A 12,261-nucleotide genomic window follows, 5' to 3' on the forward strand; every position below is an offset into this window, starting at 1 on the left:
TCCGTATACGGCGGTTCCATTTATGTCTGACGTAGTTGAGAATATCTCACATAAAGACTCTTCAGCCCTCGCATCTCCCAATAGGAGTTTGTGAGGGTTTTCTGTAGGATTGGGCTTCTGGCTATTCTCCAATATTTCTTTCTAGAGTTTCCCCATTCGTATGCCTTCTCTTTTGGAATCCCTAATCCAATGAGTTTTCTTACTTTGGTTTTTGGTTTCTTCCATTCTTTCCATTGGCACATTCTGAGACGCCTTCTAATCCATTCGTCTAATTCTTTGAAAATAGTGGGTGTATCTGCTAATGCATAATATCCGCACCAGCCAATCAAATATTGATTCAGCTTCTCTATTCTATAATCCATTGGAATTGGTTTTGACCTTGAAGTTAATTCTCGTATCCGTTTCTTGACACGTTGAATACTTTGGTTTGACATCCGCACCTTCGGTTTCTTATGAAATGTGAAGCTAAAACCTAAAAACTTTCTTTTCCAAGGTCTGTCTACAGCTGACTTTTCTCGATTCACCTTTAGTTTTAGAGTAAATTCAATGAAAGTAGTAATCGAGTCCATTACTCGCTCTCCGGCTCTTCTCGATTTTACGTAGATATTACAATCATCTGCGTATCGGACAAACTTGTGCCCTCTCTTTTCTAACTCTTTGTCTAGTTCATCTAGAACGATATTGGAGAGTAAAGGACTTAATGGTCCACCTTGGGGCGTACCCTCCTCGGATTTCGTTATGACTCCATTAATCATAATGCCAGACTGTAGATACTTCCGAATTAGTGATAGGAGCGTTCTGTCTTGAATCCTTTTGGATAGAGTCCGCATTAATCTATCATGATTGACTTTATCAAAGAATTTCTCCAAGTCCATGTCGACTACCCATCGGTATCCCTCTTCGATATATTTCTTCGCTTGTCTAACACCGTCATGACCTCGTTTGTTTGGTCGAAAACCATAGCTCTGTGTTGAAAAAGTCGGGTCGAAGATAGGGGTTAAAATCTGAGTAATCGCCTGTTGGATGAAACGGTCTGTCACGGTTGGGATACCTAATAACCTTACTCCACCGTTCGGTTTTGGGATTTCAACCCGACGGACAGGAGAAGGTTGATAAGTACCCTCCATTAAGGATGTTTTAAGTGTATCCCACGTTTCGAGAATATGTCTTCGTAGGTCTTTTACGGACATATTGTCTACTCCATGACTTCCTTTGTTCTTTTCTACTCGCTTTAATGCCAGTAAAAGATTTTCCCGTGACAGCATTCGTTCCATTAACATTGAGATTTATCCTTTCTACGTGAACAATACATTCTCATTAAGTGGGTTCTTTACTAAGCCCTCCCGAAGTCCCCCATGGAATTCACCATTTCTTCCTTTCAGGTAGGTTCCGTAAGAATTTTCTGCTTTCATACATAAAGAACCGTTTGCCGAGTGTTTGTTCTCCTAAAATGGTTCAGTCCTTCCTTGATTCTCTCGAGCAAACCAAGTACTACGACTTCGGCTGACTTCTGATTGTTCAGCTATCCATTACTAGATAGGTTACCAAGTGTACTTGGCGTATCAACCAGACCTCCCCGGGTAAGAGTGCAATCTTTCCTTCCATCTATCTGCTTCATTTACTTTGTATCACCTTCGGCAGAAAGGACTTTGTTTTGTATTGCAAACTCATCCAATGATACCTAGCCTTGTATGAAGTTCGTGTTCCTCAGACCGGAAGTTTGCCGCTCGCTTCCTTCAGATTCCGCGTCACCACGGACACCCTTGCGTTAAGCTAACTGCTACTTCTGCCTTCACAGTTCGGGACTTTCACCCTAGAGACTACACCCATGCCGGGCGCACAACGATAAAAAAAGAACTGGAAGCTTGTCCAGTTCTTTTTTTCATCTATAGGAGTTCACTTTTGGAGCCATTTTCCATCTCCCAAAGTTTTTCAAAGAATGGCTGTCCTTTAATCAGGTTTTCACATAGATTAGCATGCTTTTCTGACCAGCCAAGCTTTACCTCTGTATAGAGTCTCTCCCATACTGTTTCAAATTTCATACTTTGAATTTCCTGATAACATTCTGGTGCCCATTCAGTGTACCAATAACGAATCTCTGCTGTATTTTTGGACGAATATAACTGGTCTAATGCCATAAAAAGGAGCTGTTTTAACTGTCTTTCCTTTCTTGTTAATCCGTTCATTAAAAATGGCTCAGGGGAAAGTATATGATATCCCTTTTCATTTTTCTTTATTTCAAATTTATAAGAGATTGGTTCATGGTCTTGAATCATATCATATACTAACTGTTCCTGTCTTGGAATTAAACGGCTTTTACGAATCGGAATTTGATAACCGATTGTATCCACTGCTAATATCCCTTTGCCATCTGTTACGACAAAACAATAATCTACCTGAATTCGTTCATGATTTTTTCGTAAATAGGCTTTCTGATAAATATCATTTAGTAGTCCTTGTGGAAGCTCTCCTAAATCATTCTCTATGTATTCAAACAATACGGACTCAATCAGCAGCAGTGGAACTTGATCTAATAGTTCAATAACATCATCTCGACGCCATTCGTGAAAATGGCATACATTGTAACCATTTTCTTCCCCTTCGAACCAATTTACCCATACATCATGAAGATACAGCATTTGATTAACCCCTCGCTTCATAACTGTTTATCAAACAGTATAGGCAGCAAGGAGTTAAATTATTCCTTCGACATTATTGTTCATTTGGAAATTATTGTTCAAGATACTCTTAATGTTCCTATAAACATAATTTTAGAGGACACCAGTTCCGTTATGCGTGACAAAATGGTCTATTTCCGTATGATTCCGGACTCACGTTCCGTTATTATGTTAAAAAACAGTGATTTTCATCTGTTTTTTTGCAAATAACGAATTCTGTGTCCGCTTAACCTTTAAATTAGGCCACTTTTTAAAAATAACGGATTCTGTGTCCGCTTAAAGCTTAGAGCTTGGCGTGTTTTTAGTTTTCCTCGCTGTCTTCTATTCTAAAAAATCGTCTATGAGCAAGTTTTCTGAGGGAGTTGCTAATGTTTTTTCGATGGAGAATGGATGATTCTTTTTATACTCAGATATGATTTTGTACCCAAGCGCGTATCCCATCATTCTTGGAACAAATTTTCTGCCGAAAAGAAGATCATCATGCATCCAATTTCTTCTGTTAATCATTAACCTTTCTTTAAAATCACTTTTCCAAAATCGCTTTAATAGCTTTTCAGAATAGCCTCTTGTCCATTCGGCAAGATATTTTTCACCACAATACTCTTCCACTGCCGTTTCTGCTAATCCTTCCAGTATAAGCGAATCCAATAATGTGTAGTCAAGAGGCATCTTTTGAAGATTATTCATTCTTGCTGCATGATGATATTCATGGACAAAAAGTGCTTCCAACTCCTTCAAATCTTGAAGAGGAGAAAGAAATAAATACAGATTTTTTTCAAATGTAACACCTGATTTTCCATTTGTTTGCCTCATTAATTGGCGATTTACACCATTTATAGGGAATATATATATATTAACTTCAGGTCCATTCCATAAGTTTTTATATTTTTCATATAATCGATTTACTTTTTGCCAGTAAGACCCTTCTTTTAATGCTTCAAAAATATTTTTATTAAAACTGGAAGGCTGGTACATTCCGAAGCTTTTTAAATACTGATAGAAACCACGGTCTTTTCTTAAATTGGAGGTTCCTCTTGTTCTTGAACAAATTTCCTCCGGAGTGTTAAAAGATTCTTCTAACCATTTATCCGTCCTTATTACCCCATTTTTAAACACCTCCCTATCCACTACAGTATATGTTTTTGCACAAAAAAAGAGATAGGCTGTGAAAACCTATCTCTTTAACGATTTATTTCTCAAACTTTTTAAATACAATCGTTGCATTATGACCACCGAAGCCTAAAGAGTTACTCATGGCAACAGAAATTTCTTGCTTACGAGCTTCACCTGGCACATAGTCCAAATCACATTCTGGATCAGGAGTTTCAATATTAATAGTTGGAGGAAGAATACCATCTTTTATCGCTAAAATACTGAATATTGCTTCTACACCGCCAGCTGCGCCAAGGAGGTGTCCTGTCATGGATTTTGTTGAGCTTATCGGTAATTTATAAGCGTAATCGCCAAAAACAGTTTTTACTGCCATTGTTTCAAATTTATCATTGTAATCTGTACTTGTTCCATGGGCATTAATATAATCGATATCCTCTGGGTTTAACCCTGCATCGTTAATAGCCATTTTCATAGCGCGAACTCCGCCTTCACCGCCTGGTGCTGGTGCTGTGATGTGATGAGCATCACCTGTCGCGCCATAACCAACGATTTCAGCATAAATTTTCGCACCGCGTGCTAAGGCATGTTCTAATTCTTCCAGAACGATGATTCCAGCCCCCTCGCCAATGACAAAACCATCGCGGTTTAAGTCAAAAGGACGGCTAGCTGTCTTTGGATCCGGATTTGTAGAAAGTGCTTTATTGGCACTAAAGCCAGCAACAGACATATTGGTAATTGGCGCTTCAGCACCACCTGTTATCATAGCATCAGCGTCTCCACGTTGGATAACTTTAAATGCATCTCCAATTGAGTTTGTTCCAGTTGCACAAGCCGTTACTGTACAAGAGTTAATCCCTTTTGCACCAAGAAAAATAGAAACTTGTCCTGCAGCCATATCAGGAATCATCATTGGAACAAAAAATGGGCTCACGCGACGGTATCCTTTTTCCATGAATACTCGCAATTGATTTTCGTATGTTTCCATTCCGCCAATCCCTGAACCAATCCAAACTCCAACACGTGAAGCATTCTCATCATTGATCGTTAAATCTGCGTCCTTCACAGCCATCATGGAAGCTGCAATAGCATAATGTGTAAAACGATCCATTTTCCTAGCTTCTTTTTTCTCAATAAAATTTTCAATATCAAAATCTTTTACTTCCGCAGCCACTTTTGCAGGGAAATCATCTGGATTTAGTCTTGTTAATAGACCAATCCCTGAATTTCCCGCAAGAATATTTTTCCAAGCAGTCTCTACATCATTCCCCACAGGAGTGACTGCTCCTAAACCTGTTACAACAACACGTCTATTATTCATTTTAAATCCATCTCCTTTTTATATAACCCAAGAAGATTTTTATATTTTCCAAATTTCCATTTAATCTTCTTATTAGTAATCTTATCTTCCCCATCTTAGAGCTATTGAACCCCAAGTAAGGCCACCGCCAAAACCAACAAGAACTACTACATCATCCTCTTTAATTCTTCCTGCTTCTACATCTTCCACAAGTGAGATTGGAATGGAGGCCGAAGAGGTATTCCCATATTTATTAACTGTTTTAGACATTTTTTCAATAGGGAGTTCAAGGCGTTGTCTTGCAGATTCCATAATGCGGATATTTGCTTGATGCGGGATTAGGAAATTTACATCTTCCTTTTTTAGTCCTGCTTTTTCAATTACCTTTTCGCTGGACTCTCCCATTTGTCTTACTGCAAACTTAAATACTTCACGGCCATTCATAATAATATGACCATGCTCATTTTCGTATAAATGCTTTGCTCCGACACCAGCTGCACCTAAGTCAAATGCCAATATTCCTCTTCCTTCTGATACAGGTCCAATAATAGCTGCACCAGCACCATCTCCAAATAGAACAGCCGTGTTTCGGTCCTCCCAGTTTGTGATTTTCGAAAGCTTTTCAACACCAATGACTAACACATGTTTATACGTATTGGTTTCAATAAACTGTTTTGCTGTTACAACTCCATACATAAATCCCGAACAAGCAGCACTAATATCCATTGCTGCTGCTTTCGTTGCACCGAGACGATCCTGGAGGAGGCAAGCTACAGATGGGAAGGGCATATCTGGTGTTACTGTTGCTACTAGTATGAGATCAATATCTTCAGCTGTTAAATTTGCATTTTCCAATGCCTTTAAGGCTGCCTCGTAAGCCATATCCGAAGTATTTATATCATCAGACGCAATTCGTCTTTCTTCTATACCAGTACGAGTTCGAATCCATTCATCTGAGGTGTCCATCATTTTTTCCAAATCAAAATTCGTTAATACCTTTTCTGGACTATACTTACCAATGCCAATTATTCCTGCATTCATAGTTGCCTTCCCTTCTTTCTGCGAAAATATTATTAAACCGTCTTTTCTAAGACTGTTCATAATCTAAACCCTAATGGTACTTATGATGCTTCAAAAGCGATAAAAAATTAAGTATCAATTATTATGACCTGCTACTAATTATAGCAGGACGACCCATTTTTGTCACTCTGATAGTTTACCTGTGTCAATCGTCTATTCTCCCAATCAAATTTATGCATATCGTATCATGATAGGAGGTGTCTATTGATGAGTGAGGAGGAACTTAATCAGACTGGTGAAGAAATGAAAGCAGAAACAGGACAACAACAAGGACAAGAACAAGAACAAAATACACGGCCAGTACATCCATTCGATTCAATGTTTTTTGGGAATAGAAACCGCCAAAATCGTAATGACCGGCAAAATCGCAGCCAGCCTGCAACAAATGATTCACCTCAGATGGATGGATGGTTAAACAGTATTCTTAATAATAAACATTTGAGCAATGTTAATATGGATGAATTAATGACCCATGTAGATCAATTAATTGTTTCTTTAAATGAACTGAAACCTATGTTTAAAAAAGTCGCACCAATGATTCAAAGTTTTATACAGAAAGAAAAAGAATAAAAATCAGCATTCTTTTGCTGATTTTTATCTTTTTCACTATTCCTCTAATGCATCCTTTTTTCCTAATTCATACGCTTCATTCATGACATTTGTAAATAGTTCCATAAAAGGAGACAACATTTCAAAGGATAATTCAATTCCCGCTTCATCAAGTTTTGCTTTTGCTTCAGGTAAATATTTCATTGCTATTTGCATAAATTCCAATGATTTATCTTGGTTCATCTGAGCTTTTTCCTCCTGCCATATCTTTTGGAAGTTTTCCCTTTTTAATACCCTTTTCAAGCTTTTAACGGCATTTGTTATAAGCTTTATTTTTGTTTGCATTTCATTATAAGCTGACCAAATGAATATGCACACAATATTGCTAGTTATTTATGTTGCAACATATTCTCACCATGTCCAAAAAATTAATTTCCTAAATATTATGCCGAAGTAAAAATAAGAAATTTCCACCTACAAATTCTATCAGAATGAATGGTTAGATTTCCACTTTATTCTACCCTTGAAAGCACAAATTGGGAAGTGTCATTCATAAAATCGTTTAAAACACTCCATTTGCATGATTAATCCTTCTTGATAGGAACGCTGTTCTTTAACATTTATTATTTGTATATCACTATTATCGATCATTTTTTTTTCATCGGGCATTGAAAAGGATTCATTTAGAAAAAGGATACAATTCCGCCAAGTATCAGATTGCACATTTCTCAGCAATAAGCTTTGCCCATGTTCAGTTGCTTTCGTATTGCCTACAATTTCTTTTACAGCATCCTCAATAAAAATAGCATCCCGCTGATCATCTAAATAATCATCTGTCGGTTTCCCTTCAATCAATTGCTGAAATAAATAAGTATTAGGCTGCCACGGACCATATAAAGTCGGAGCATAATATTCTACCACTTTTTTTATTCTATTGTTTTTTTGAAAAATTGTATGCAATTTTCTTTTATCCATATCTGAAAATGAATGATAATATTGACTTGGATAAATGATGTGATATTCTGTAATGTTTTCCATTTGAATTAGATTTTCAACAGTATTTAGTAAATCATTCATTTTTTCAGAAGACCGTAGAAAATCAATAAAAGGGATAAAACAAACTGTCTCAGAATCTATTTCATCCCTTATTTCTTCTATTGATAGTCGCATTAAATTAGCATTTCTCCCGATTTCCAACCATTTTTCCAAATGAAATCTTTCTGCCTGCTCTTCATTATCTATCGCAATAACACTGCATCCGCGATTTAATAGTTCCTTACAAATTTCAAATCCGACAAAATGCATTGCACCACAAACGATTGTACTTTCCATCCTGTTCCCCCTTTCATATACATGTATCGTATGCACACATATTTATTTCATGAATATTTACAAGTCGTTTTCTTGTTCTTTTAGAAAAGAAATCAATTTATTCGTCATATTCATTTGCTGATCAGATAAAACAAAATGGAATGTTGATGGAGAATGATTCCTATTTCGTTGCTCCATTATTTCCTTTAATCGTTCTGTTTGACTTTTATAGCTGTTATTATCAATCCTTTGAAAAATACACAAGCCTTTCTTCATTTCGACTAGATTAGTTGTAATATCTTCTTGCCACTCTTCCGGATTTCCTTCTCCTTGTTGTTGAAAGGCAAATTGTACTTCTCTGAGCAACTTTTTATAAAAAAACTTTCGTCTTTGCTCTTGATTCATATGCGCTTCTAATGATACACAAGGAGAGATTAATACAAGGGACCTTATATTCTCCTTTAAAAACGGAATTAGCTTAATTGCCGCCAATGCTCCCATTCCCTCCCCTAAAACATGAATCTTATTATTTAATATTTCTTGACGAATTATATATTGATATAATCGAAAAGCATGTTTTACTGCAATATCATTTCCCCAATTACGTCCAAAAAGATTGGAATAGTAAACCAAATATCCTTCGTTTGTAAATGCACTTATCATCATTTCCCTGCCTTTGTTTTCTAACCAAAAACTTGTTTCATCATTCACATAATGCTGAGTGTCACCAATAATGAAAATAGCAAAACCATTTGGTTTTTCGGGATAGTGAATCATACACCACTCTTGTTCGAATTGAAATGTTTCATTAAACATAAAGATTTCTCCTTAAAAGTAAATACAAAACATTGCCTCTTTTCCTCTAAGGCATTTGTCATATTTCAATACAATGTATTCCCAGCGTTAAAAAAATGTAAGGAGAAAAGCCCAATTATTCCATAATTGGGCAGAAAATAAGAAAAGAAAAGCGCCTTGCTCATCCTCTGGAAGATAGCCTATGGTGTTAGACAAAGGGCAACTCATGAAATATTAAGCTTAAAACTTCCTAGAATTTTCACTTTCTAAATGTGAGAAGCTATGATAAGATGTAAGCGGATAATAATATTTTTCATATACATAAATTTCAGCAGATTTGAGGTGTTATAGATGAAATATTTTTGGACTTTGTTCTGGACATTTCTACTTGTACAAATGTTAGGATATGTAGGAAGTGCAATGACTGATACTCAATATTCTATTGGTACTATGTCGATTTTAAGCGTAGTCGTAACAGTTATGATTTTTATCCTGTCATCTGTTATTCCTAATTCACCTGCTACAGAAGAGTAAAAAACAACCTCGCAATCGCGAGGTTATTTTTTTATGAAAACCTTTATTTGATTATTATTTAATCCTATCTCAATTGTATTGTGGGGATGAACATGACCTGCAATAATTTCCCTAGCTAATTTTGTTTCGATTTGTTGTTGAATGAATCGTTTTAATGGACGGGCACCATAGACTGGATCATATGCAGAAGTTGCGATCCAGCCTTTTGCTTCATCTGTCATTTCAAGATTTATATATTGATCGCTCAATCTCTTTTGAAGTTCATCGATTAGCTTCGAAACTATTCCTTTAATATCTTTCATGTTCAATGGCTTAAATAATATAATATCATCGATTCTATTTAAGAACTCAGGTCGAAAGGATGCACGAAGTTGTTTTAATACCTTTTCTTTCGTTCCCTCATCAATTTCATTTTCGTTATTTTCTCTTTCCAACAGGAAGGCGGATCCGATGTTGGATGTCATAATGATTACGGTATTTTTAAAATCGACCGTTCTTCCTTGAGAATCGGTAATTCGCCCATCATCTAATGCCTGCAATAAAATATTAAATACTTCCGGATGTGCCTTCTCAATTTCATCCATCAAAATAACGGAATAAGGTTTCCTTCTAACTGCCTCCGTTAATTGGCCGCCTTCCTCATAACCTACATATCCTGGAGGCGCCCCAATTAGTCTGGATACAGCATGCTTCTCCATATATTCCGACATATCGATTCGAATCATTTGCTCTTCGCTATCAAATAGCACTTGTGCCAATGCTTTTGCCAACTCTGTTTTTCCAACACCCGTAGGTCCGAGGAAAATAAAGGAACCTATTGGCCGATTTGGATCTTTAATCCCAGCTCTAGCTCTCAACACTGCATCGCTCACAGCACGAACTGCCTCATCCTGTCCAATGACTCGCTCATGTAAGATACTTTCTAGTTTCAAAAGTTTCTCTCTTTCCCCTTCCACTAATTTGGAAACCGGTATTCCCGTCCACCTGGCAACGATGTCAGCAATTTCTTCTTCCGTGACTTCCTCACGTAAAAGCTTATTTTCTCCTTTATGCTCTGCAAGTGTACCCTCTAACTCCTTCAGTTCTTTCTCTACTGCTGGTATTTTCCCATGACGTAATTCAGCCGCTTTATTTAAATCGTAATCGTTCTCTGCTTCCTCCAGTTGTCTCCTCAGTTTTTCAAGCTGTTCGCGTTTTTCCTGAATTGTTGACAATTCAGTTTTTTCAGCTTGCCATTTCGCTTTCATCGCATCCGCTTTTTCTTTGAAATCCGCCAATTCTTTTTGCAAAATTGCTAAACGTTCCTTACTCGCTTCATCAGATTCCTTCTTCAGTGCAGCTTCTTCAATTTCCAACTGCATCACACGTCTTGTTACCTCATCTAATTCGCTAGGCATTGAGTCTATTTCTACCCGTATCGTTGCGCATGCCTCGTCAACAAGATCAATCGCTTTATCTGGCAAAAAGCGATCGGTGATATAGCGATTGGATAATGTTGCTGCCGCAACTAAAGCACGATCATGAATATTTACACCGTGATGAATTTCGAACCGTTCCTTAAGCCCGCGTAAAATAGAAACAGTATCTTCCACCGTTGGCTCCTGTACCAGTACTTGTTGAAATCTTCTTTCCAAGGCCGGGTCTTTTTCAATATACTTGCGATATTCATCTAGGGTCGTCGCACCAATACAATGAAGTTCTCCCCTTGCAAGCATCGGTTTCAACATATTCCCTGCGTCCATCGCACCTTCCGTTTTACCAGCTCCAACAATGGTATGTAATTCATCAATGAATAAAAGAATACGGCCTTCACTCTTTTTTATTTCCTGAAGAACTGCTTTCAGTCTCTCCTCAAATTCACCTCGGAATTTAGCTCCAGCAATTAAAGATCCCATATCTAAGGCAAAAATCGATTTATCCTTTAACCCTTCCGGTACATCCTTTCTAACAATACGTTGGGCTAAACCTTCAACAATCGCAGTTTTTCCGACACCAGGCTCGCCAATTAAAACAGGATTATTTTTCGTTTTCCTTGATAAGATTCGGATTACATTGCGTATTTCACTATCTCTTCCTATTACAGGGTCAATTTTTCCCTCTTTAACAGCAGCTACTAAGTCTCGTCCATATTTTTTCAAAACATCATACGAGCTTTCCGGATTTTGTGATGTCACCTTTTGATTCCCCCTTATTTGCATGATTTCCGAAAGTAATTTATCTCTCGTTATTTGTTTTTTTATTAAAAAACTGGATATCTCATTATGTTGTTGGTTCGTTAATCCAAGAATTAAATGTTCTACGGAAAGATACTCATCCTCTAATTGTTTTGCTTCCTTTTCGGCATCTAAAAATAGCTTTTGTAAATTGGATGATAGATATTGCCCTCCGGTACTAGTGCCGGATACTTTTGGTTTTTTCTTTATTATCTCATCTATTAAGGCTTCCAAATCCTGTTTGGCGATGCCTGCTCTTTCATAAATACTAACCAACAAGCTATCCGTTTTTTCCGCGAGTGCTTTCCATAAATGGACGATATCTACCTCCGGATTCTGCAGATTATTTGTAATTTGTTGGGCTTCCGCCAAGCCTTCCTGTACGGAAAATGTCATTTTATTTATATCCACTTTTTCATCACCCCAAGTGTGAATAATGTTAAGTTTATTTTATGCTATATATTACCAAAGAGCAAAATTGTAGGTTGCTTATGTGTTTTACATATGGATTATCAATAATGTTTCAATAACCTCACAAATTGTTTCCGGAAAATTATTCGTTTATTATGTGAAATATAATTAATTCAGGCACTTCCTGGAATAATTCAAGCACTTCTCCGAATAATTCAAGCACTACTCAAAATAATACAGTCAAACACATCAGTCCATACAAAAAGCCATCCAAATCAGG

At 37.0% G+C, this 12,261-nt stretch carries 11 protein-coding genes; 2 read left to right on the top strand and 9 right to left on the bottom strand.

Translation table 11 applies throughout. From position 1 onward, the window contains the following. Window positions 1-20: 20 nt before the first annotated feature. The 5 genes from ltrA to AN964_RS16780 form a co-directional block, all read right to left on the bottom strand. On the bottom strand, window positions 21-1,280 hold the full coding sequence (gene ltrA / locus AN964_RS16760) for a group II intron reverse transcriptase/maturase (protein ID WP_055737770.1): 1,260 nt from the start codon (window positions 1,278-1,280) through the stop codon (window positions 21-23). Between the two features lie 606 nt (window positions 1,281-1,886). Then, the gene (locus AN964_RS16765) at window positions 1,887-2,639 is read right to left on the bottom strand and encodes a YjbA family protein (RefSeq protein WP_055740785.1); all 753 of its coding nucleotides are present in this window, start codon (window positions 2,637-2,639) and stop codon (window positions 1,887-1,889) included. 360 nt (window positions 2,640-2,999) lie between these two features. After that, window positions 3,000-3,794, bottom strand: coding sequence for a DUF2268 domain-containing putative Zn-dependent protease (locus tag AN964_RS16770; protein ID WP_055740786.1), 795 nt, complete (start codon window positions 3,792-3,794; stop codon window positions 3,000-3,002). 73 nt (window positions 3,795-3,867) lie between these two features. Beyond that, window positions 3,868-5,109, bottom strand: a complete 1,242-nt coding sequence (gene fabF / locus AN964_RS16775) for a beta-ketoacyl-ACP synthase II (protein ID WP_055740787.1) — start codon at window positions 5,107-5,109, stop codon at window positions 3,868-3,870. An 81-nt stretch (window positions 5,110-5,190) separates the two neighbouring features. Then, window positions 5,191-6,129, bottom strand: coding sequence for a beta-ketoacyl-ACP synthase III (locus AN964_RS16780; protein WP_055741273.1), 939 nt, complete (start codon window positions 6,127-6,129; stop codon window positions 5,191-5,193). Window positions 6,130-6,375: 246 nt separating this feature from the next. On the opposite strand from AN964_RS16780, the gene AN964_RS16785 reads away from it, so the two are divergent. Next, window positions 6,376-6,738, top strand: coding sequence for a hypothetical protein (locus tag AN964_RS16785; RefSeq protein WP_055740788.1), 363 nt, complete (start codon window positions 6,376-6,378; stop codon window positions 6,736-6,738). A gap of 36 nt (window positions 6,739-6,774) precedes the next feature. Here AN964_RS16785 and AN964_RS16790 read toward each other — a convergent pair whose 3' ends face one another. From AN964_RS16790 to AN964_RS16800, 3 genes are all read right to left on the bottom strand, one after another. Beyond that, entirely contained in the window at window positions 6,775-6,960 is a 186-nt protein-coding gene (locus AN964_RS16790) for a ComZ family protein (protein ID WP_055741274.1), read from the bottom strand. Window positions 6,961-7,263: 303 nt separating this feature from the next. After that, window positions 7,264-8,049: a Rossmann-fold NAD(P)-binding domain-containing protein gene (locus AN964_RS16795; RefSeq protein WP_055740789.1), complete on the bottom strand. Its 786-nt coding sequence runs from the start codon at window positions 8,047-8,049 to the stop codon at window positions 7,264-7,266. A 57-nt stretch (window positions 8,050-8,106) separates the two neighbouring features. Further along, window positions 8,107-8,844 (bottom strand): alpha/beta fold hydrolase, encoded by a 738-nt coding sequence (locus AN964_RS16800; protein ID WP_055740790.1) that lies wholly within the window; start codon window positions 8,842-8,844, stop codon window positions 8,107-8,109. Between the two features lie 330 nt (window positions 8,845-9,174). Here AN964_RS16800 and AN964_RS16805 point away from each other — a divergent pair, with 330 nt between their 5' ends. Further along, the gene (locus AN964_RS16805) at window positions 9,175-9,357 is read left to right on the top strand and encodes a YjzD family protein (protein WP_055740791.1); all 183 of its coding nucleotides are present in this window, start codon (window positions 9,175-9,177) and stop codon (window positions 9,355-9,357) included. A 23-nt stretch (window positions 9,358-9,380) separates the two neighbouring features. On the opposite strand, the gene clpB is transcribed toward AN964_RS16805, so the two are convergent. Beyond that, the gene (gene clpB, locus AN964_RS16810) at window positions 9,381-11,981 is read right to left on the bottom strand and encodes an ATP-dependent chaperone ClpB (RefSeq protein WP_055740792.1); all 2,601 of its coding nucleotides are present in this window, start codon (window positions 11,979-11,981) and stop codon (window positions 9,381-9,383) included. Between the last annotated feature and the right edge of the window lie 280 nt (window positions 11,982-12,261).

This window comes from Heyndrickxia shackletonii, from assembly GCF_001420715.1.
In the GTDB taxonomy this organism is placed as follows: Bacteria; Bacillota; Bacilli; order Bacillales; family Bacillaceae_C; genus Margalitia; species Margalitia shackletonii.